18 protein-coding genes are annotated in these 19,677 nt (G+C 65.8%); 11 read left to right on the top strand and 7 right to left on the bottom strand.

What is annotated here, in order from left to right; all coding sequences use genetic code 11:
* Window positions 1-30: 30 nt before the first annotated feature.
* Genes AC27VE_RS22830 through AC27VE_RS22810 form a run of 5 tightly spaced genes read right to left on the bottom strand, consistent with a single transcriptional unit; the run spans window position 31 to window position 8,117 of the window.
* Window positions 31-1,494: an ArnT family glycosyltransferase gene (locus AC27VE_RS22830; protein ID WP_488705049.1), complete on the bottom strand. Its 1,464-nt coding sequence runs from the start codon at window positions 1,492-1,494 to the stop codon at window positions 31-33.
* Complete coding sequence (locus AC27VE_RS22825) at window positions 1,478-2,500, bottom strand: glycosyltransferase family 2 protein (protein WP_006222049.1); 1,023 nt, start codon at window positions 2,498-2,500, stop codon at window positions 1,478-1,480. The genes AC27VE_RS22830 and AC27VE_RS22825 overlap by 17 nt, the downstream gene beginning before the upstream one ends.
* Entirely contained in the window at window positions 2,487-5,645 is a 3,159-nt protein-coding gene (locus tag AC27VE_RS22820; protein ID WP_006222050.1) for a CusA/CzcA family heavy metal efflux RND transporter, read from the bottom strand. Before AC27VE_RS22820 ends, AC27VE_RS22825 begins: the two co-directional genes overlap by 14 nt.
* A 13-nt stretch (window positions 5,646-5,658) precedes the next feature.
* On the bottom strand, window positions 5,659-6,888 hold the full coding sequence (locus AC27VE_RS22815; RefSeq protein WP_488705048.1) for an efflux RND transporter periplasmic adaptor subunit: 1,230 nt from the start codon (window positions 6,886-6,888) through the stop codon (window positions 5,659-5,661).
* A 14-nt stretch (window positions 6,889-6,902) separates the two neighbouring features.
* Window positions 6,903-8,117 carry a TolC family protein gene (locus AC27VE_RS22810; protein WP_488705047.1) on the bottom strand — a complete coding sequence of 405 codons (1,215 nt, stop codon included), beginning with the start codon at window positions 8,115-8,117 and terminating at the stop codon, window positions 6,903-6,905.
* A 266-nt stretch (window positions 8,118-8,383) separates the two neighbouring features.
* On the opposite strand from AC27VE_RS22810, the gene AC27VE_RS22805 reads away from it, so the two are divergent.
* From AC27VE_RS22805 to AC27VE_RS22785, 5 genes are all read left to right on the top strand, one after another.
* Complete coding sequence (locus tag AC27VE_RS22805) at window positions 8,384-8,722, top strand: DUF4148 domain-containing protein (RefSeq protein ID WP_006222053.1); 339 nt, start codon at window positions 8,384-8,386, stop codon at window positions 8,720-8,722.
* Between the two features lie 189 nt (window positions 8,723-8,911).
* Window positions 8,912-9,601 (top strand): heavy metal response regulator transcription factor, encoded by a 690-nt coding sequence (locus tag AC27VE_RS22800; protein WP_006222054.1) that lies wholly within the window; start codon window positions 8,912-8,914, stop codon window positions 9,599-9,601.
* Window positions 9,601-10,974 (top strand): heavy metal sensor histidine kinase, encoded by a 1,374-nt coding sequence (locus AC27VE_RS22795; protein ID WP_488705046.1) that lies wholly within the window; start codon window positions 9,601-9,603, stop codon window positions 10,972-10,974. The genes AC27VE_RS22800 and AC27VE_RS22795 overlap by 1 nt, the downstream gene beginning before the upstream one ends.
* A gap of 74 nt (window positions 10,975-11,048) precedes the next feature.
* Window positions 11,049-11,441, top strand: a complete 393-nt coding sequence (locus tag AC27VE_RS22790; protein ID WP_427960954.1) for a DUF4148 domain-containing protein — start codon at window positions 11,049-11,051, stop codon at window positions 11,439-11,441.
* A 5-nt stretch (window positions 11,442-11,446) separates the two neighbouring features.
* The gene (locus AC27VE_RS22785) at window positions 11,447-11,809 is read left to right on the top strand and encodes a hypothetical protein (protein ID WP_488705045.1); all 363 of its coding nucleotides are present in this window, start codon (window positions 11,447-11,449) and stop codon (window positions 11,807-11,809) included.
* Between the two features lie 24 nt (window positions 11,810-11,833).
* On the opposite strand, the gene AC27VE_RS22780 is transcribed toward AC27VE_RS22785, so the two are convergent.
* A complete protein-coding gene (locus tag AC27VE_RS22780) occupies window positions 11,834-12,721 on the bottom strand; it encodes a LysR family transcriptional regulator (RefSeq protein ID WP_006222058.1) in 888 nt (295 codons plus the stop codon).
* A 126-nt stretch (window positions 12,722-12,847) separates the two neighbouring features.
* On the opposite strand from AC27VE_RS22780, the gene AC27VE_RS22775 reads away from it, so the two are divergent.
* The 6 genes from AC27VE_RS22775 (at window position 12,848) to AC27VE_RS22750 (ending at window position 18,502) form a co-directional block, all read left to right on the top strand.
* Window positions 12,848-13,756, top strand: a complete 909-nt coding sequence (locus AC27VE_RS22775) for an NAD(P)-dependent oxidoreductase (protein ID WP_488705044.1) — start codon at window positions 12,848-12,850, stop codon at window positions 13,754-13,756.
* A gap of 55 nt (window positions 13,757-13,811) precedes the next feature.
* Window positions 13,812-14,777, top strand: coding sequence for a Bug family tripartite tricarboxylate transporter substrate binding protein (locus AC27VE_RS22770; protein WP_088587437.1), 966 nt, complete (start codon window positions 13,812-13,814; stop codon window positions 14,775-14,777).
* Window positions 14,778-14,810: 33 nt separating this feature from the next.
* Window positions 14,811-15,389 carry an amino acid synthesis family protein gene (locus AC27VE_RS22765; protein WP_488705043.1) on the top strand — a complete coding sequence of 193 codons (579 nt, stop codon included), beginning with the start codon at window positions 14,811-14,813 and terminating at the stop codon, window positions 15,387-15,389.
* Window positions 15,390-15,733: 344 nt separating this feature from the next.
* Window positions 15,734-17,029, top strand: coding sequence for an APC family permease (locus AC27VE_RS22760; protein WP_488705065.1), 1,296 nt, complete (start codon window positions 15,734-15,736; stop codon window positions 17,027-17,029).
* Between the two features lie 74 nt (window positions 17,030-17,103).
* Window positions 17,104-17,979, top strand: coding sequence for an SAM-dependent methyltransferase (locus AC27VE_RS22755; protein WP_488705042.1), 876 nt, complete (start codon window positions 17,104-17,106; stop codon window positions 17,977-17,979).
* A gap of 58 nt (window positions 17,980-18,037) precedes the next feature.
* Window positions 18,038-18,502 carry an Rrf2 family transcriptional regulator gene (locus AC27VE_RS22750; protein WP_035212164.1) on the top strand — a complete coding sequence of 155 codons (465 nt, stop codon included), beginning with the start codon at window positions 18,038-18,040 and terminating at the stop codon, window positions 18,500-18,502.
* A 3-nt stretch (window positions 18,503-18,505) separates the two neighbouring features.
* Here the strand turns inward: AC27VE_RS22750 and AC27VE_RS22745 are convergent, their stop codons facing one another.
* Entirely contained in the window at window positions 18,506-19,657 is a 1,152-nt protein-coding gene (locus AC27VE_RS22745; RefSeq protein ID WP_088587435.1) for an acyl-CoA dehydrogenase family protein, read from the bottom strand.
* Window positions 19,658-19,677: the final 20 nt, after the last annotated feature.

The raw sequence follows: 19,677 nt of genomic DNA, 5'->3' as shown, positions 1-19,677 counted from the left end.
AAGTAAATAGGCGCCAAAATGGTTGCCAAGTTAACGCAAATCGTTGTTATGTGAACGTTTTTCCCTGTTGGAAACGCTCAGCAGGACGTACCGTCGGCTGCTGTAAAGCGGAGCAATCACGCCCGGAATGCGGTCGCGAATGTCCGCCAGATCGCCCTTCTCGACCGCCAGCAATACTCGGCCGCCTTGCTGCGGCAACACGTCGCGCACGCTTTCCCGCGGCACGATGCCGGCGTTGCCTTGCGAATAGAAGCGGGCCGAAAACGGCCGGCTGTCGACGAAATAAAGCCGTTCCCCCGCCTGCATCTCGGCCTGCGCGCGGGCGATCAACTGTTTTTCCGTCTTGAAGCGGTTGGGCTGCACGACGGACAAGGTGCCCAACACCACCGCCGCAGTGGGCACCAGCATCAGGCATCCCAGGGCGACCCGGCGCGGCAGAACCGAGTTCAGCCGGCTAAGGCTCACGCCAATGCCCAGCGCCACCGGCGGCAGCGCGGGCAGCACATAAGTCCAGAGAATGTTGCCCGACAAGGTGAAGAACGCGGGCGTGGCAACTGCCCATGCGAACAGATAGGACGCCGTGGGCGAACGGCCGAACATCCGAATCCGCGCTACGAACTCGCCGCGCCGCTCGCGTAGCAGCAGCCACAAGCCCAGCGGGCTCCAGGGCAGCGTCGCCAACACCCAATCCAGCCAGATCGCGCCATACGGCCGGCTGTGCGCGGAGCCGTAACGGTCGCCCGTCCAGCCCGGGTCAATGAAACGCAACACGTGTTCGCCCACGATGAAATATTCCAGGAACCCAGGCGTCTTCCACTCCGCAAGCAGATACCACGGCAGCGTCAACGCTAGCGTCAAGGCGGTTCCGCTGACCCACGGCAAGGCGCGCAGATAGCGGCGCGCATTGCCGTGCCAGAGCAGCCACGGCAGGATCGCGCCCATCATCAAGACAAGCGCCAACGGTCCTTTGGACAGCAATCCGATGGCCAGCCCGATGAACAGTCCATAGCGCCAGAACCATGACGAGGCTTCGCGTGCCAGGAGGAACGACGCCATGCCCAGCGTGATGCCCAGCGCCAGGAACGGGTCGGTCAGCACCGCACCCGCCGCGACCAACGGCAGCAGCATGGTGCTGAACACCAGCACTGCCCATCTGGCAGCTCCAAGCGAAAACAGGCGCCGGCCCAGTTCATGCAAGATAGCCAACATGCCCAGCATCGCCAGCCACGACGGCAGGCGCAGGCTCATCTCGCTCATTCCGAACCAGACGCCGGAGGCGGCCTGGGCCCAGAAGGCCAAAGGCGGCTTGCCCCAGAAGGGTTCGCCCGGCGCGAACCAGGGTGTGATCCAGTCTCCGGATGCCGCCATGATCCGGGCGATCTCGGCGTAGCGGGGTTCCGACGTATCTGCGAAGGGCATCACCGCCATGGCCACCAATCGGATGCCCAGGATGACGCCCAGGCCGGCAAGAACGGCTTTAGCGGTCAAACGCATGGTGACGCACGTCAAGCGGGGAACTGGACTGCAGCTCGGTGACCGGCGTCGCGCGGCTGCTGCGCACGTCGCGCACCAGGTACACCGGCCGTTGCTTGGCTTCCAGATAGGTCTTACCCACGTATTCGCCCAATAGCCCGATGGTCAGCAGCTGCACCCCGCTCATGAACGTGATCGTCGCCATCAGCGACGGATAACCCGCGACGTCATCGCCATACATCAAGGTCTTGAAGATGACGGCCACGCCCAGCAGCCCGCCCAGGATCGCCGCGATCGCGCCCGCGCCGGTCGCCCAGCGCAAGGGCGCCGTTGAAAACGACGTGATGCCTTCCATCGCCAGGCGGAACAAGGCGAAGTAATTCCATTTGGTCGTGCCGGCCGCGCGCGGGGCGCGGTCGTAGTCGATGATGCGGGTCGGCATGCCCACCCACGCGTACAGGCCTTTCATATAGCGGCAGCGTTCGGGCAGTTTCAACAGTGCCCGCACTGCCCGCCGGCTCATCAGCCGGAAATCGCCCGTGTCGGCGGGGATGGCGGCCCGGCTAAGGCGGTTCAGCAGGCGGTAGAACGCGTAAGCAGAGGCGCGTTTCAGCCAGCTCTCCCCTGCCCGGCTGCGTCGGCGCATGCAGACGACGTCCGCCCCTTCCTGCCAGGCCCGCACCATTTCGGGAATCAGTTCCGGCGGGTCCTGGAGGTCGGCGTCCAGCAGGATCACCGCGTCGCCTTCGGCATGGACGATGCCGGCCGTCATGGCCGCTTCCTTGCCGAAATTGCGGCTTAGCCGGACCAGTTTCAATGACGGTTCGGTCGCCAGCATGCCCAGCAGATAGTCAGCGCTGCCATCGCGGCTGCCGTCGTCGACAAAGACGATTTGGTACGGCAGGCCCAAGCCGTCCAGCACCCGGCGCACGCGCGCCAGGCACAGGGGCAACACCTCGCGTTCGTTCAGAAAGGGAATGACGACCGATAGCGACGGCAAGCGCGCCGCGGGATCAAGTTTTCGCATGGGCGAGCTCCTCTTCCTCGGGGTCCCGCCGGTGCACCAGGCGGTAAAGCGCAGGCAACACCAGCAGCGTAAGAATGGTGGACGAAATGATGCCGCCGATCACGACGGTCGCCAGCGGCCGCTGGACCTCGGCCCCCGTCCCCGTCGCGATCGCCATGGGCACGAAGCCCAGCGAGGCGACCAGCGCGGTCATCAGCACCGGACGCAGCCGGGTCAACGCGCCGATGCGCACGGCCTGATCGATGCTCTTGCCTTCGTCGCGCAGCGAACTGATGAAGGACAGCATCACCAGCCCGTTCAGCACGGCCACGCCGCACAGCGCGATGAAGCCGACGGCCGCCGTGATGGACAGCGGAATGCCCCGCATCCACAGCGCGATCACGCCGCCCGTCAAGGCGAACGGAATGCCGGTGAAGACCACCAGCCCGTCTTTGACGTTGCCGAACATGGCGAACAGCAGCGCAAACACCAGCAGCAGCGCCGCCGGCACCACGATCTGCAGCCGTTTGGCCGCCGACTGCAGCTGTTCGAACGTGCCGCCCCACGATGTCCAGTACCCCGAAGGCACCTTCACCTGTTCGCCGATGGCCGTGGAGGCGTCCGCCACGAAGGAGCCCAGATCCCGGCCGCGCACGTTGGCGCTGACCACGATGCGGCGCTTGCCGTCTTCGCGCGAGATCTGGTTGGGGCCCGGCGCCAGGTCAAACGACGCCACCTCGCTGAGCGGGATGTACGCGGTTTGTGCCTGCCCTTCTGCCTTGGGCAGGGCCACCGGCAGCTTGCGCAGTGCTTCCAGGTTCTCGCGCACGGATTCCGGCAGGCGCACAACGATGTCAAAGCGCCGGTCGCCCTGGAAGAAGGTGCCCGCCTCGCGTCCGCCGACCGCGATGGCGATGGTGTCCTGCACGTCGCCCAGGCTGAGTCCGTAGCGGGCCGCGCGCGCCCGGTCGATGTTGACGGTCAGCATGGGCAGGCCCGTGGTCTGCTCGACCTTGACCTCGGAGGCCCCAGGCACCTTCTGCAGGACTGCCGCGATTTCCGCCGCCGTCTTGTTCAGCACGTCGTTGTCGTCGCCGAAGACCTTCACCGCCACGTCGCTGCGTACGCCAGAAATCAGTTCGTTAAAGCGCAGCTGGATGGGTTGCGAGAACTCATAGTTGTTGCCGGGCACCTGGGCGGCTTCGGCCTGGATGCCCGCCAGCAGCTCGGCGTGCGTCTTGCGCGGCGTGGGCCATTGGTCCACGGGCTTGAGCATGATGTAGCCGTCAGAGATGCTGGGCGGCATGGCGTCGGAAGCGATTTCCGCCGTGCCGGTGCGGGCGAACACGCGCTCGATCTCGGGGAACTTGTCCTTCAGGCGCTTTTCGATCTGCTTTTGCATCTCGACCGACTGCGTCAGGCTGGTGCCCGGAATGCGCAGCGCCTGGATCGCCATGTCGCCTTCGTTCAGGTTCGGGATGAATTCGCTGCCCAGGCGCGAGGCCAGCACGCCGCACAGCACCACGAACAGCGTCGCGCCGGCCAGCACCAGCGGCGTGCGGCGCAACGCCCCTTCCAGCAGCGGCTCGTACCGGCGCTTGGCCCACAGCATCAGCCGGTTTTCCTTTTCGGACACCTTGTTGCCCATGAACAGGGCCACCGCCGCCGGCACGAAGGTTACCGACAGGATCATCGCGCCCAGCAAGGCCAGCACCACGGTCAGCGCCATCGGGTGGAACATCCGCCCTTCCACCCCGCTCAGTGCAAAGATCGGCAGGTAGACCACCATGATGATCAGTTGGCCGAACAACAGGGGCCGGCGAGCCTCGCGCGCCGCCGCGAACACCTCGTGGAACCGTTCGGCGCGCGTCAGCGGCCGCCGGTGGTGTTCCTGGGCGTGGGCAAGGCGCCGCACGCAGTTCTCCACGATCACGACCGCCCCGTCCACGATGATGCCGAAGTCCAGCGCGCCCAGGCTCATCAGGTTGGCGCTGACCTTGTAGGCGACCATGCCGGTGAAGGTGAACAGCATCGACAAGGGGATGATCATGGCCGTGATCAGCGCCGCCCGGATATTGCCCAGGAAGACGAACAGGATGACGATGACCAGCGCCGCGCCCTCCAGCAGGTTCTTCTTGACGGTGGCGATGGCCTTGTCGATCAGGTTGGTGCGGTCGTAGACGGTCACCGCCTTCACGCCCTGCGGCAGCGACTTGTTGATGGTGTCCAGCCGCGCAGACACGGCTTGCGAGACGCTGCGGCTGTTTTCTCCGATCAGCATGAACACCGTGCCCAGCACGACTTCTTCGCCGTTGTCGGTGGCCGCGCCCGTGCGCAGTTCGCGCCCAATCCCGACGTCCGCGATGTCGCGGATCCGGATGGCCTGGCCCTGCACGGAAGTCAGGACGATGTCCTTGATGTCGTCGATCGAACGGACCTGACCCGGCGCGCGGATCAGGTATTGCTCGCCATTGCGCTCGATGTAGCCCGCGCCCACGTTGGCGTTGTTGCGGTCCAGCGCCGTCATCACGTCCGCCAGCGTCAGGCCGTAGGACGCCAGCCGCTCGGTGCTGGGCGCCACCTGGTATTCCTTGGCGTAGCCGCCGATGGAATTGATTTCGGTCACGCCGGCCAGATTGCGCAATTGCGGCTTGATGACCCAGTCCTGGATTTCACGCAGGTCGGTCGGCGTATAGGGCGTGCCGTCCTCCTTGCGCGCGCCCGGGTCGGCTTCCACCGTCCAAAGATAGATCTCGCCCAGTCCGGACGAAATCGGGCCCATGGTCGGCGTCACGCCTTCCGGCAGGCTTTCCCGGGCTTCCTGCAGCCGCTGGTTGACCAGTTGCCGGGCGAAATAGATGTCGGTGCCGTCCTTGAAAATGACGGTGACTTGCGACAAGCCGTAGCGCGACGTCGAGCGGGTCTGCTGCAGGCCGGGCAGGCCCGCCATGACTGTTTCGATCGGATAGGTGATGCGCTGCTCGGTCTCAAGCGGCGAATAGCCCGGCGCGCCCACGTTGACCTGCACCTGGACGTTCGTGATGTCGGGCACGGCGTCGATGGCCAGCTTGGAATAGTTGTAGACGCCGATGGCGGCCATGCCCAGGGTGACGAACAGCACCAGCCAGCGTTGTTCGATGGCGAAACGGATAAGGCGTTCAAACATGCTTGGCTCCGGCTCAGTGTGCGTGGTCGGCGCTGGCTTTGCCCAGCTCGGATTTCAGGACGAAGGCGTTGCGGGTGACATACCGCGTGCCGGCTTCCAGGCCCGCCAGCACTTCAACCTGATCGTCCGACTGCTTGCCCAGCGTGACGGGCTGCGCCTGGAAACCGCCGGGCACTTCGACAAACACCGCCGGCCGGTCTTCGATCGTCTGCACAGCCTCGGCGGCAACGGCCACTGCCGCGTCAGAGGTCTGGACCACGACGTTGACCGACACGAACAGGCCAGGACGCCAGGCCATGTCGGGGTTGTCCAGCGTGACGCGGGCGGTCGCGGTGCGTGTCTGCTGCCCCAGCAGCGAACCGATGTATGACACCTTGCCGTCCGCGGTTTCGGTGAATGCCGCCGAGGCGACACGGGCCCGTTCGCCCACCCGCACGTCCTGCAGGTCCTTGGGCGCGATCACGAATTCCGCCCACACCGTGCGCATGTCCGATAGCGTGAAGATGCTGGCGGTGTCGGCCAGCGCTTCGCCCAGCGCAATATGTTTTTCCACGATGACGCCGTCGAACGGCGCACGGATCTCCAGAATGCCCAGGTCTTTGGACTGGGGCGATGCGCCCGCCGTGCGCAATTTCTGCTCGGCGTTCTGGACGGCGATGCGCGCTTCTTCCAGCGCGGTACGGGCCTGTTGATAGTCCTGCTCGGCCGACACCTTTTCTTGCCAGAGCCGGCGCTCGCGCTGATGGTTCTGCGCCGCCAGGTCGCGCCGCTTCACGGCCGCCAGCCATTCGCTACGGAGTTCGGACAAGCCCGCGCTGGAAATCGTGGCCAGCAGATCGCCCTTCCTGACCTGCTGGCCCAGGTCGGCCGACACGCTTTCCACCACCCCCGCCATGCGCGGCACGACGTGGGCGGTGCGGTCGGCGTTGAACTTGATTTCGCCCGGGAACGCCGCGGACCGGGCCAGCGTGGCTGGCGCGGCAACGGCCACCTTGATCCCCGCCACCGCGATCTGTTCGGCCGATAGCGTCACCTTCCCCTCTTCTTCCTTTCCGGTTTCGTCGTGGTCGGCCTCTCCCTCGGCGTGGCCGTGGTCCGCGTCTTTGACGGATTGCGCGGATGGGCCGGGTTTGGCCGGCGCATCCGCCCACGCGGCGCCCGCCGGGCCCAGCAGCAGGCCGGACAAGACGGCGACAGCCAGCGCGTTGCGCGCGCGGACGGATTCAATTCGATGCTTTGCCATGGGTAGGGTTCTTTTCAACGTCCAAGAATGCGGTCGATTTCCGCGGAGGCCTGGTAGGCCGAAGCCAGCGCCGTCAGGTAGGCGATGTTTCCCTGGGACAGCGTGCGCTGGGCGTCCAGCACCTCGAGGAAGCCGAACTTGCCGGCCTCGAATCCTTTGCGTGCGGCGTCATAGGCCTGGGCCGCGCCCGGCAGCACGGCGCCCCGGTACTCGCGGGCCGATCCCACCGCCAGGTCGAACTGCGATACGGCCTGCAGCAAGTCGCCCGTCAGGCGCGCCGCCAGTTCGCGATAGGTGTCTTGCGCTTTGTAGGCCTGCATCGTGGCCGCATAGACGTTGCCCTGGTTCCGGTCGAACAGCGGCAGCGGAATCGATACGCCCAGTTGGGCCTTGTTGCGGCCGGCCTCGTTGTCACGCGCCACGCCCGCGCTCAACGTGATGTCCGGATAGCGCTTGCTCTTTTCGACTTCCAGTTGCGCACGGCCCAGGTCCACGGCCAGCCGGCCGCCTTGCATCAACGGCGCATCGCCCAGGGCCGCGCTCAGTTCGTCGAGCGAACCGCGCTGAGGCAAGGCGTCCAACTTGCCGTCGACGCTGTCGAAGTCGGGCTGGGCGTTGCCCCATAGCAAGCCCAGCTTGCGTCGGGCGGCTTCCAGCGCCGCGTCTGCCGAGCGGGCCTCGATGCGCGCGTTGGCCAGCTCCACCTGGGCCTTGCTGCTTTCCAGCGGCGGCGCCTTGCCTGCCGCCACGCGCCGCTCGGCCAGGCGCAATGCGCTATTGGCAATATCCATGTTGCCGCGGGCGACGCGCACGGCCTCCTGCGCCACGGCCGCTTCGAAGAATGCGGCAATCACCGCGGACCGCAGGCCGGCGCGCGCGGCCGACAGGTCGCGCTGCGCGATATCCCGCGACAGGCCGGCCGCCTTGATGCGCGCGCCGCGCTTGCCGCCGGTTTCGATCGGCACGCTCAGCATCGTGGTCGTGGTGCGCGTGGCCTTCTGGGTGTCGTCCACGCTGACCTCCAGCGACGGGTTGGGCAGCACGCCGGCCTGCGTCAGTTGCCCCTCGCTGGCCGCGGCCTCGTTGCGTGCGGCGGCAAAGCCCGGGTTGTTGTCGAACGCGGCGGACATGGCGCGTTCCAGGGTCAATGGCTGTGCCTCGGTGCGGGCAGGCAAGGCGAACGCCGCGGCCAAGGCCGCGACGGCAAGCGGTAAGACGGATAAACGCATGGGTCAACCAACGGAGACGGCCTGCGGCGATGCCAGGCGGGGATCAAGAGGATGGGTTTGCCGGCACTGTATCCAGGCGCCCTCGTCAAAATCTCGACCGCTACATGACATTTCTGTAAGGTTCGCGGCATTACGAATTCGTAATCAGGGTGTTTGCGAATTGACGAACTTGAATTCGTAAAGTGTCTCCACCGTTTCACAAACAGCGTGTAGGCGCTGGCCAGGCAACCGCCGCCAGTCCGACACACGCATCGAGGAGATTCCTGATGAAGACCCGTATCGCCGCCACCCTCGCTTTGACCGCCCTGATCAGCGTGCCCGCCCTGGCCAGCGCCAACAATGTCTGGCACCAGACGGACACCGAGATCGGCTACGCCATCGCCCCCGAACACGCGGCCAACGGCAAATCCCGTGATCAGGTCGAGGCCGAGCTGGCCGAGGCGAAAGCCGACAAGCGCCAATGGTTCCTGACCTATCGCAACCTGCCCAAGCCCGCCTGGGCCAAGCAGGCCACCTCGCGCACCCGCGCCGACGCGCTGGCCGAGGTCGAAGCCGTCACGCCTGCCGAGCGCGCCCGCCTGGCGGACATCTATACGCCGGGCTGATTCCCGCCAGGCCTGAAACGCCGCCCCTTCGGCGCGGCCGCTGACCCGGCCGCCGCGCCCGCTCTTCCCACCCGAATGCGCCGTAAAATCGGCACGGACGCCCCATGCGCGCCGATCGCCCGCCGGCCCCGGCCACCGGGCCATGGCGGCATGGCGCTGCCGCCCATGCCCCCCCTCTTCCTGGCCTCTATGAAAGTCCTGGTAATCGAAGACGAGAAAAAGCTGGCCGAATATTTGCGGCGGGCACTGACCGAACACAACTACGTGGTCGATGTGGCGCACGACGGCGTCAACGGCCTGCATCTGGCCCGCGAAGGCCTGTATGACCTGATTCTGCTGGATGTGATGCTGCCCGGCATGGACGGGTTTTCCGTGCTGCGCGACATCCGGGCCTTCTCGCGCACGCCTGTCCTGATGCTGACCGCGCGGGACAAGATCGAAGACCGGGTCAAGGGGCTGCGCGACGGCGCCGACGACTACCTGGTCAAACCCTTTGCGCTGTCTGAATTGCTAGCCCGCGTCCTGGCGCTGGGCCGCCGCAGCGGGCACCAGCATACGGAGACCCGCAGCCAGAACCTGTTGCGAGTCGACGGGCTGGAGCTGGACCTGCTGCGCCGCCGCGCCAGCCGCGATGGCGTGCGCCTGGACCTGACCGCCAAAGAATTCACCTTGTTGGCGCTGTTGATGCGCAAACAGGGCGAAGTCCTGTCGCGCCTGGAACTGGCAGAACAGGTGTGGGACATCAATTTCAACAGCAACACCAATGTGGTCGAAGTCGCGGTGCGACGGCTGCGCGGCAAGATCGACGACCCGTTCGAGAGAAAGCTGGTGCACACCGTGCGCGGCATGGGTTATGTGCTTGAGGTCCGCGAAGACTGATGCCCGCCGTTCGCCGCCCCCGTTCGCTGCGCCGCTGGCTGTCGCGCTGGCTCGCCATCCAGACTTTCCTTGCGCTGGGCCTGGTGTGCATCGCGGTCTATTACGCCACCAACCTCAACCTGAGCTATCGCCAGGACGCCCTGCTTCAGCAGAAGGTCGAGGTCATCCGCCACCTGGTCGACGAGAACCGCGGCAATGGCGACTCGACCCGATTGCGCCACAAGCTTGACGACTTCTTCTACGGACGTCCGGACTTCTCGCTGGAACTGGAGATCGACGGCGAGAAAGTCGCCTACGGCAGCCCGATCAGCCGCGACAACGACGTCGACCACGACCGCCGCATCACCTTTTCGCTGCCCCACCCCAGCACCCCGGGCGATTCCATGAGCGCGGAACTCGTGCTGGACATCACGCCCGACATCCGGTTGCGCCGCGCCCTGGCCTGGACCCTGTTCGGCTGCGCGCTGGTCGGCGCCATCGTGGCCGCCAAGGTCGCCACGATGCTGGTCCGTCGGGGGCTGGCGCCCTTGGATGCCCTGGCCACCCAAGCCGCCCAGTTGTCACCCGACCGCATCGGCGAACGGCTGGACGAAAGCGGCCAGGCCGACGAAGTCCGCCCGCTGGTGCGCCAGTTCAATGCGGTGCTGCAACGGCTTGAGCGCGCCTACGTCCAGATGGAAGGCTTCAATGCCGACGTGGCACACGAAATGCGCACGCCGCTGGCTACTCTGATCGGCGAAACGGAACTGGCGCTCAAGACCCGTCCGTCTCAGGACGCCCTGCGCGAGATCCTGGGGTCCAACCTGGAGGAACTGCACCGGCTGTCCAGCATCGTCAACGACATGCTGTTCCTGTCGCAAGCCGACCGGGGCGCGCAGGCTCGCGCCACCTGGGAGGGCGATCTGGCCGGCGTGGTCGAGGAAGTCGGTCAGTACCACGAGGCGGAAGCCCTGGAGGCCGAGCTGCAGATTCGCGTCCTGGGTGGGGCCACCGCTGCCATCGACCGCCGGCTGTTCCAGCGGGCCGTGTCGAACATGGTGTCGAATGCAGTCCGCTATGCCGACCAGGGCAGCGTGATCGACATCAGCGTCTCCCAACGCGGTGCGCGCGAAGTGCAGATTGCCGTGCGCAATGCCGGCGAACCCATACCGCCGGAGCATCTGCCGCGCCTGTTCCACCGCTTCTACCGCACGGACGAGGCCCGGGGGTTCGACGGCGACCATCACGGGCTGGGCCTGGCCATCGTGGCCGCCATCGCCCGCATGCACGGCGGAAGCAGCTTCGTGCGGTCCGAAGGACGGACGACCGTCATCGGCTTCAGCGTGTCGACGCCGCCGGCCGGCGACGCCGCGCACGACATTACAGAAAACTAATCTGCCGGTCCGCTTCCTGTCGGGGGCCCCTCCATAGACTTGTTGGTACGCCCAACTCGTTCCATGGAGAAACAATGAACCGTCCGACTCAACGCCTTTCGATGCTGCTGGTCCTTGCCGTGTCTGTCGCTGCCGCGGCCCCCGCCGTGCAGGCCGAGCCGAAGACCCGCGAACAGGTCGTCGCCGAGCTGCAGCAGGCCAAAGCCGCAGGCCTCGTCACTTACGGCGAACAGGATTACCCGGCCCAGGTCTACCAGCCGTCATCCAAGACCCGCGCAGAAGTCCGCGCCGACCTCCGGCTCTGGACCCAGGCCGGCCTGGCCGAGCTGCATCGTGGCGAATTGGAACCCGATGTGTTCGGGCTGGACTACCGCACGCGGTATGCCGAGTACGTGCGGATGCGCACGGGTCCCGAATACCAACAGGCGCTTGAGCTTGAGCGCGGCCTGGCCAACCCCAACCGGTGAATGCCATGACGACGATCTCTCGCCCCCTGATTCTGGCGCTGGCGCTTGCCGCTTTCGGCGCAACCGCTCAAGGCCAACCCCTGGCGCCCGCGACGCACGCAGCGCCTGCTGCCGTATTGGCCACCTGCGACGCATCACCCGAACGTCTGGCGAGCTACCGCAGCATGCAGGAAAAAGGCATGAAGACCCGTGCCGAGGTCCGCGCGGACACGATGATCTGGAAACGCGCCGGCATGGAAGAACTGTTCCGCGGACGTCAGCGGCTGGACACATTCAATTCGGTGTACCGGCAGCGCTATGCGGACTACCTGCGGATGCGCAACGGCCAGGAGTACGCAGCCGAAGTCTGCCGGCAGCTGGCCAGCTAGGCAATCCCGGCCGCGCGACCCAGCCTAGGTTCCCGCGTATTCCTTCAACACCCGCACGAAACGCTGCGCGTGGCGGCTGGGCGCATCAAATCGTGACCGCACCAGGCTCAACGCCAGCGGAATCGATTCGCGCAGCGGCCGCACGACCAGCCCGGGCCAACCGTCTTGCCCGACCGAGAACTGGTCCACGATCGCCACCCCGGCGCCCGCCCGCACCAGCGCGCAAGCCAGCTCGGCTCGGACGATGTCAACCGACGCGGTCCAGGCCACGCCGGCCCGCTGAAACGCCGCCGCCACCAATTGGCCGAACGGGATGTTGCGGCTGTATAGCACCAGCCGATACGCGGCCAGTTCGGCCAGTCCGACCTCCGCTTGGGCTGCCAGCGGATGGCCCGTGGGCAGGATGCAGACCATTTGCCCGGTGGCGAACGGTTCGACGATCAGATTGGGGTGGTCGATGGGCAATACCGACACGGCCAGCTCGGCCTTGCGTCCCAAGAGCTCGTGCCCCATGTCCGCCAGCAGCGTCGTGTGGTACTTCAGCCGAACGTTCGGATAGCGCTCCAGGTATCGCGCCATGACGGGCGGCAGGAAGTTCAGCCCCAGGCTGGGGCTGGAGCACAAGGTCAGCGCCCCTTCCGGGCGCGCCGCCAGGTCCCGTGCGAATTCATCGATGCGCAGCGCCTCTTCAAACAGCGGCCCCACTTCCTCGAACAGCCGGTGCGCCTCGGGCGTGGGCGTGAGCTTGCCTTTGTCTCGGGCGAACAATTGCAGGCCCAGGCTTTGCTCGGTATGCGCAATCAGCCGGCTGACCGCCGGCTGCGACACGAACAGCAGCTTGGCCGCCCCGTTCATCGATCCGGTCAGCATCACCGCCCGAAACACCTCCATCTGCCTCAGTTTGAACCGCATTGCCCTGTTCCGATAATCAATTGTTATATCCCCCGGCCAACTTAGCATAAGAGGAAATCCCGCCGCATCGGTAGCATCCAGAGTCGTCGCCGGGCACCGTTCCGGTCGTTTCGATAAAGGGATTGCATGACGTTGAAACTGGGATTCATCGGCCTGGGCATGATGGGCCTGCCGATGCTTGAGAACCTGGTGGGCTTGGAAACCTTCCGCATCCACGCCTACGACCGCGATCCGCAGCGGTTTGATCGCCTGAAGGCGCATCCCGCCTGGGGACGCACGCTGCTGCCGGCCGCCGGCCTGACCGACCTTGCCGACTGCGAGGTGGTCATCACGATGTTGCCCAATAGCGCGATCACCAACGCCGTCATTGAGGGCGGGCAAGATTCGCCCGGCCTGGCGGCCCTGCTGCCGCGCGGGGCCACCCTGATCGACATGGGCTCGTCCAATCCCGCCGACACCCTGCGGCTGGCGCCGCTGCTGCAGGTAGCGGGCATCACGCTGATCGACGCCCCGGTATCCGGCGCGGTAGCCAAAGCCGCCAACGGCACGCTGGCGATCATGGCGGGCGGTCTGGCCGACGACCTGGAACGCGTGCGGCCGATCCTGTCCCGCATGGGGGCCACGCTGATCCATACGGGTGCGGTGGGCTCGGCCCACGCCATGAAGGCGCTGAACAACTATGTCTACGCGGCCGGCCTGCTGGCGGCCAGCGAAGCGATGCTGATCGCCCAGGGGATGGATCTGGACCCCGCCATCTTCACCCAAGTGCTGAACGCGTCCAGCGGCCGCAACGTGGCCACCGAAACAAAGCTGGCCCAGTTCATCGTGCCGCGCACCTTCAATGGCGGTTTCGCCCTGGCGCTGATGGCCAAAGACCTGCGCACCGCGGACAGCCTGCAACAACTGTCGGGCGTACCGGCGCCGCAACTGTCGCTGTGCACCGGCCTCTGGCAGCAGGCGTTGCAAGCCCTGCCCGCCGCCGCGGACAACACGGAGATCTACCGGTATCTGGAAACGCGGCACGGCGCGGGTTGAACGCGCAGCAACACCCCTATAACAAAGGCACATCCGCCATAAGGGAGACAACACCATGCACAGAACCGCCACCTCCATCGCCCTGGCGCTGGGGCTGACCGCCGCCGCCTCAGCGCTGGCGGCCCCTTCTTTTCCCGACCACCCGATCCGGATGGTCGTCCCCTTCCCGCCCGGCAGCATCACCGACGTGGTGGCGCGCAGCCTGGGCAAGCATATGGCCACCGACCTGGGCCAGCCCGTGGTCGTGGAGAACAAGCCCGGCGCCAACGGCATCATCGGCACCCACGACGTGGCGCGGGCGAAACCCGACGGCTATACGCTGGTGGTGGTGGGCGTCTCTACCGCCGCCAGCGGCGTCAGCCTGTTCAAGGACCTGCCCTACAACCCGGCGAAAGACCTTGCGCCCATCGGCGCGGTCGCGGAAACGCCGTATCTGCTGGTGGGCTCGCCCAAGACGGCAGGCGCCAACGTGGGCGAGCTGTTCACCTATGGCCGCCAACATCCCGGCAAGCTCACCTACGCCTACGGATCGGGCAGTGCCCAGGTATTCGGCGCCAAGCTCGCCGCCATGGGCGACATCACCGTCACCGCCGTCCCGTACCGCGGCGGCCCCCAAGCGCTGACCGACGTCATCGGCGGCACCGTCGACCTGACGTTCACGGACCTGGCCAACGGCTTGCAGCAAGCCCGCGCCGGCAAGGTCAAGACGTACGGCGTCAGCACGCCGGACCGCTTCCCGCTGGCGCCCGACATTCCCACCTTGAACGAATCCGGCGCCCCCGGTTTCAACCTGACGGTCTGGTTCGGGCTGATGGGGCCGGCAGGCTTGCCCCAGCCCGTGGCCGACCGCTTGGCCCGTTCCCTGGATATTGCCCTGGCCAACAAGGAACTGCAGGAAACCTACGCGCGCCAGGGGCTGACCGTGAAGACGCAAAGCCCGGCCGAGTTCGGCGCCTTCGTCGTGGCCGAGATCGACAAATGGGCCGCGATCGTCAAGGAAACCGGCATTCCCCCGCAATGACCCCCTTCATTCCCTCTACGTAACGAGACTTCCATGTCGTTGATTGAAATCCGCAAGCGTTGCCTGATTGTTGAAACCACTTTCCACGAAAACGGCCCCGCGCCCGCCCAGCCGCTGAAGCTGGCCGCCTCGTGCGCCGTCATCAAGAACCCCTACGCAGGGCGCTACGAACCGGACCTGATGCCGTTCATGGCCGAGTTGCGCTCGTTGGGCACGTTGCTGGCCACCGAGCTGGTGGACACGCTGGGCAAGGACAACATCGAGGTCTACAGCAAGGCCGCGATCGTCGGCCTGGATGGCGAGATGGAGCATGGCGCCGTCTGGCATGAAGCCGGTGGCTGGGCGATGCGCACGGTGCTGGGCGAACCCAAGGCGATGGTGCCCGCCGTGAAGGCCGTTGCGGTGGCCGGCTATCGCCTGATCGTGCCGGTGCATTACATCCATGCGTCGTACGTGCGCAGCCACTTCAACAGCATCGAAATCGGCATTCAGGATGCGCCGCGTGCGGGCGAAATCCTGTTCGCGCTGGTGATGGGCACGGGGGGCCGCGTGCATTCCCGATTAGGGGGTCTGACCAAGGACGCTGTCTCGGTTCATGACGGTCAGCGATAAAAAAATCGCGGCGTTCATCCTAATAGATCACTTTAACTAATTCACTTTAAGTTAGGATATTTATATATATAAATCAGTAAATTAGCTGTTTATTTTAAAGTTAAATAGACGATATTATTCGGCGCTTTTGCACGAATGCACCGTCTTTTTGGGGAAAACCCGAAGAAACTTTCTTGCTTTCGTAACGGTCGCTAATTGTTCAGGTTATCGTCAGGCGCCTTCTCCGGCACGCGCCGCACCTGTCTCCCGCCGCCCCTCCGAGAGCCCCCATGACACTGATCCGTCCGCGCACCGCCGCGATACCGACCCGTATGCTTGACGAGGCGCAACCGGGGTTATCGGTGATGGACGCCATCGTCGTATTGGTCGGGGTCGTGATCGGCATCGGCATCTTCGGGTTTCCGCCGCTGGTCGCGCAACACGCGGGTTCCGAAGCCATGTATATCGCGCTGTGGTGCGCGGGCGGCCTGGTGATGCTGGTCGGCGCCCTGTGCTATGCGGAACTGGGCTCGGCCTATCCCGGTGCGGGCGGCGAATACCTGTACCTGACCCGGGCATGGGGCCCGCGCGTCGGCCTGATGTTTGCCTGGGCCCGCTGTACGGTGATCCAGACCGGCGCGATCGCCGTGGTCGCCTATATCTACGGCGATTATGCGCAGCGGCTGATGCCGCTGGGTACCTATGGCCCGGCGGCGCATGCCGCGATCTCGGTCGCCGCCCTGACCGCGCTCAATATCGTGGGCACGCGCTATTCCAAACGGCTGCAATGGGTGTTCACCGTGTTGACCCTCGGGGCGCTGGCGGCAGTCCTGGTCGCCAGCCTGACCGCCTCGGGCGACACCGCGGCCGCCGCCGCCACACCCACCCCGCTTGTCGGCAGCCCGGCCGGCCTGATGGGCATGGGCATGGTGTTCGTGCTGCTGACCTACGGCGGATGGAACGAAGCCGCTTACCTCAGCGGCGAACTGCGTAACCCTGGCCGCAACATGAGCCGGGTGCTGCTGATCGGCACGGCCATCGTGACGGGCGCCTACGTGCTGACGAACCTTGCGCTGCTGGAGATCTTCGGCCTGCAAGGCCTGCGCGACACCCCCGCGCTGGGCGCCGACGTCATGCAGCTGGCGGCCGGCCCCTATGCCGCCGCGCTGCTCAGCCTGACCATTTGCGCCACCGCGCTCAGCACCATCAACGGCACCATCATCACCGGTGCCCGCGTCTATTACGCCTTGGGCCGCGACGTGCCGCGCCTGCACGCGCTGGCGGGCTGGAGCGCCCGCAAGGAAACGCCGGTCGCCGCGCTGCTGGCCCAAGGCGCGATCACGCTGGTGCTGGTGGCCCTGGGCGCGTTCAGCCAGAACAGCGTGCAGACGCTGGTGGCGTACACCGCGCCCGTGTTCTGGATCTTCATGCTGCTGGTGGCAGCGTCGGTGTGGCGCCTGCGGCAGTTGGATCCCGAGCGGCCGCGGCCGTTCCGCGTGCCGCTCTATCCCCTGCCCCCGCTGCTGCTGGGCCTGACCTGCGCCGGCCTGGTCTATTCCAGCGCGGTCTATGCGGGCGCCGGCGCCTTGATCGGTCTGGCCGTCCTGGCGGCCGGCATCCCCATGCTGCGTTTACTCAAGCCTGCCGGGATGTCGGGCTGACGCATGTTTTTCCTGGCGGGCGCTGCCACGCCCGCGGTTCGTTCCCAGTTGTTGACCTACAAGGAGAGCCCACCATGCAACCCTCGACTCAACCCCTAGTCGCCGGCCGCCTTTCGCGCTTGCCCAGGCGCCGGGCCATCTTAGTGGCCACCGCCATGGCGCTGTCCCTGGCTTATGCGGCCATCGCCACCGCCCAACCTGCGGCAAAGCCTGCCGCCACGGCAGGCACCCAAGAGGAATACGTGCCGGACGTCGGCCAGGACGGCAAGGACGTGATCTGGGTGCCCACGCCGCAGACGCTGGTAGACAAGATGCTGGACATGGCCAAAGTCACGCCGAAGGACCGGCTGATGGATCTGGGATCCGGCGACGGCCGCACCGTGATCACCGCCGCGCAGCGCGGCCTGACCGCCCAAGGCATTGAATACAACCCCGACCTCGTGGAGTTGTCGCGCCGTAACGCGCAACGGGCCGGCGTCGCGGACCGCGCCACCTTTGTGGCGGCCGACCTGTTCCAGACCGACCTGTCCAAGGCAGACGTGATCACCATGTTCCTGCTGTCGACCATCAACGAGAAGCTGCGGCCCACGCTGCTGCAACTGCCGCCGGGCACCCGCGTGGTGTCCAACACGTTCCGCATGGGCGATTGGGAACCCGACGCGGCTGAAACCGTCACCCAGGATTGCTCGACGTATTGCACCGCGCTGCTCTGGATCGTGCCGGCCAAGGTAGAGGGCAAATGGGTCGTGGACGGCCAGACGCTGCAGCTGACGCAGCATTACCAGATGCTGTCGGGCAAACTGGGATCGGCCGACATTTCGGACGCCCGGCTGAACGGCACCGCGATTTCCTTCAGCGCCAACGGCGTGCGCTACACCGGTGAAGTCAACGGCAAGACCATGAGCGGCACGGCGGCCGGCAAGGGCAACTGGTCCGCCAAGCGCAGTTGACCGGGCACGGGGCGGCGCCGTTTGACCGGGCCGCTTCTCATGCAATAGCATGCGTTGCATGAGAAGAGACAGCAAATTATCCGGCGTGCTCCATGTCCTGCTGCATATGGCCGAGGCGCCCGGCCCCATGACCTCGGAAGACCTGGGCCGCGTCATGCAGACCAACCCCGTTGTCATCCGCCGCATCATGGCCGGGCTGCGCGACCAGGGGCTGGTGCGTTCCGAAAAAGGCCATGGCGGCGGCTGGACGATCTCGTGCGACTTCAACCACGTGACGCTGCGCGATATCTATGAAGCCTTGGGATCGCCCGAGATCTTCGCCATGGGCAACCGTAGCGATGCGCCCGGCTGCCTGGTCGAAGCGGCTGTGAACAAGGCGTTGACCGGCGCCTTCGAAGATGCCGAAGCCTTGCTGATGGAGCGGTTCGGCGCCGTCACCCTGGCCGCGCTCAGCAAGGACTTCCACGCCGGCATGGTGCGCCACGGCCGGGGCTTTGACTTGGCGACGGCCCACGCCGAGTGACCTTCAGCGCGGAGGACGCTGCGAAAAGCTGCGTTCGAAGATGCCTTCGGCGATGCGGTTCTTCAGGATCTCGATAGATCCCCCGGCGATCATCCATCCGCGGCACCGGCGCACGCAGTACTCGACCAGTGACTCCCGGCTGTAGCCCAATCCGCCCAGCACCTGCAAGGCGTCATTGGCGACGTCGAAGCCCACCTGGTTGCAGTAGGCCTTGGCAATGGCCGTGTCGGTAGCCGACGGGAACCCGGTGTCCGCACCGATGGCCGCCCGGTACAGCAGCAATTGGGCGGCATCCAGCTTGATCCGCATATCGGCGAATTTCCATTGCAGCCCCTGAAATTCACACAACAGGCGGCCGAACTGCTTGCGCTGCATCGCCCAATTGCGCGCTTCTTCGTAGGCATAGCGGCCCAGCGCCAGCGACCGCGCCGTGTTGCCGATGCGTTCCACGTTGAAGCCGGCGATCTGTTTCTTGAAGCCGCCCTCGCCCAGGACGACCATGTCGTCGGCCACGAACACATTGTCGAAGAAGATCTCGACCCATTCCTCGCCAGACATGAACGCGGACCGCTTGCCCAGTTTCACGCCCTCGGCCTTGGTGTCGATCAGGACGGACCCGATGCCGCCCGTTCCCGGGCCGAAGCGCACATAGGTCAGGATCACGCTGGCGTGCGGGCCGTGGGTGGTGAAGATCTTGGTGCCGTTGATGCGCCAACCGCCATCGGCACGGGTGGCGCTGGTCTTCAGTTCGGTGACGGCCGAGCCCGCATCGGGTTCGGTCATGCCGACCGAAATCAGGCCTTCGCCGGCCAGCAGCGCGGTCAGGTACTTCTGCTTTTGCAGTGCGCTGCCGTATTCGGCCAGCACCCGGATAGCGCCGAAGTTGCCCGCCTGCACCACGTCGGCGCTGCGCGGGCACACGGATGCCACGGTTTCGATGGCGATGACGGCGTCCATCAGCGAACCGCCGACGCCGCCGTCCTGTTCCGCCACGGTGATGCCCAGCAAGCCCTGCCCGGCCATGTTGCGGGCCACATCCCAGGGATAGTCGTCGGAGTGGGCACGTTCGACGGCGCCGTCGCGCAATTCGCGTTCGGCGAAGCGGCGCACGGCGGTCTGGAAATCCTGTTGTTCCGGAGTCAGCTTGAAGTCCATCTAGATAGTTCCTGATGCAA

It is taken from the genome of Achromobacter sp. 18P8.1.1, from assembly GCF_057799415.1.
Note: the sequence above shows the minus strand (reverse complement) of the source record. Positions and strands in the feature narration are given on the sequence as shown.

Coding starts and splice junctions, on each gene's coding strand:
- AC27VE_RS22830 (WP_488705049.1), bottom strand. CDS start 1,494: ATGCGTTTGACCGCTAAAGCCGTTCTTGCCGGCCTGGGCGTCATCCTG.
- AC27VE_RS22825 (WP_006222049.1), bottom strand. CDS start 2,500: ATGCGAAAACTTGATCCCGCGGCGCGCTTGCCGTCGCTATCGGTCGTC.
- AC27VE_RS22820 (WP_006222050.1), bottom strand. CDS start 5,645: ATGTTTGAACGCCTTATCCGTTTCGCCATCGAACAACGCTGGCTGGTG.
- AC27VE_RS22815 (WP_488705048.1), bottom strand. CDS start 6,888: ATGGCAAAGCATCGAATTGAATCCGTCCGCGCGCGCAACGCGCTGGCT.
- AC27VE_RS22810 (WP_488705047.1), bottom strand. CDS start 8,117: ATGCGTTTATCCGTCTTACCGCTTGCCGTCGCGGCCTTGGCCGCGGCG.
- AC27VE_RS22805 (WP_006222053.1), top strand. CDS start 8,384: ATGAAGACCCGTATCGCCGCCACCCTCGCTTTGACCGCCCTGATCAGC.
- AC27VE_RS22800 (WP_006222054.1), top strand. CDS start 8,912: ATGAAAGTCCTGGTAATCGAAGACGAGAAAAAGCTGGCCGAATATTTG.
- AC27VE_RS22795 (WP_488705046.1), top strand. CDS start 9,601: ATGCCCGCCGTTCGCCGCCCCCGTTCGCTGCGCCGCTGGCTGTCGCGC.
- AC27VE_RS22790 (WP_427960954.1), top strand. CDS start 11,049: ATGAACCGTCCGACTCAACGCCTTTCGATGCTGCTGGTCCTTGCCGTG.
- AC27VE_RS22785 (WP_488705045.1), top strand. CDS start 11,447: ATGACGACGATCTCTCGCCCCCTGATTCTGGCGCTGGCGCTTGCCGCT.
- AC27VE_RS22780 (WP_006222058.1), bottom strand. CDS start 12,721: ATGCGGTTCAAACTGAGGCAGATGGAGGTGTTTCGGGCGGTGATGCTG.
- AC27VE_RS22775 (WP_488705044.1), top strand. CDS start 12,848: ATGACGTTGAAACTGGGATTCATCGGCCTGGGCATGATGGGCCTGCCG.
- AC27VE_RS22770 (WP_088587437.1), top strand. CDS start 13,812: ATGCACAGAACCGCCACCTCCATCGCCCTGGCGCTGGGGCTGACCGCC.
- AC27VE_RS22765 (WP_488705043.1), top strand. CDS start 14,811: ATGTCGTTGATTGAAATCCGCAAGCGTTGCCTGATTGTTGAAACCACT.
- AC27VE_RS22760 (WP_488705065.1), top strand. CDS start 15,734: ATGGACGCCATCGTCGTATTGGTCGGGGTCGTGATCGGCATCGGCATC.
- AC27VE_RS22755 (WP_488705042.1), top strand. CDS start 17,104: ATGCAACCCTCGACTCAACCCCTAGTCGCCGGCCGCCTTTCGCGCTTG.
- AC27VE_RS22750 (WP_035212164.1), top strand. CDS start 18,038: ATGAGAAGAGACAGCAAATTATCCGGCGTGCTCCATGTCCTGCTGCAT.
- AC27VE_RS22745 (WP_088587435.1), bottom strand. CDS start 19,657: ATGGACTTCAAGCTGACTCCGGAACAACAGGATTTCCAGACCGCCGTG.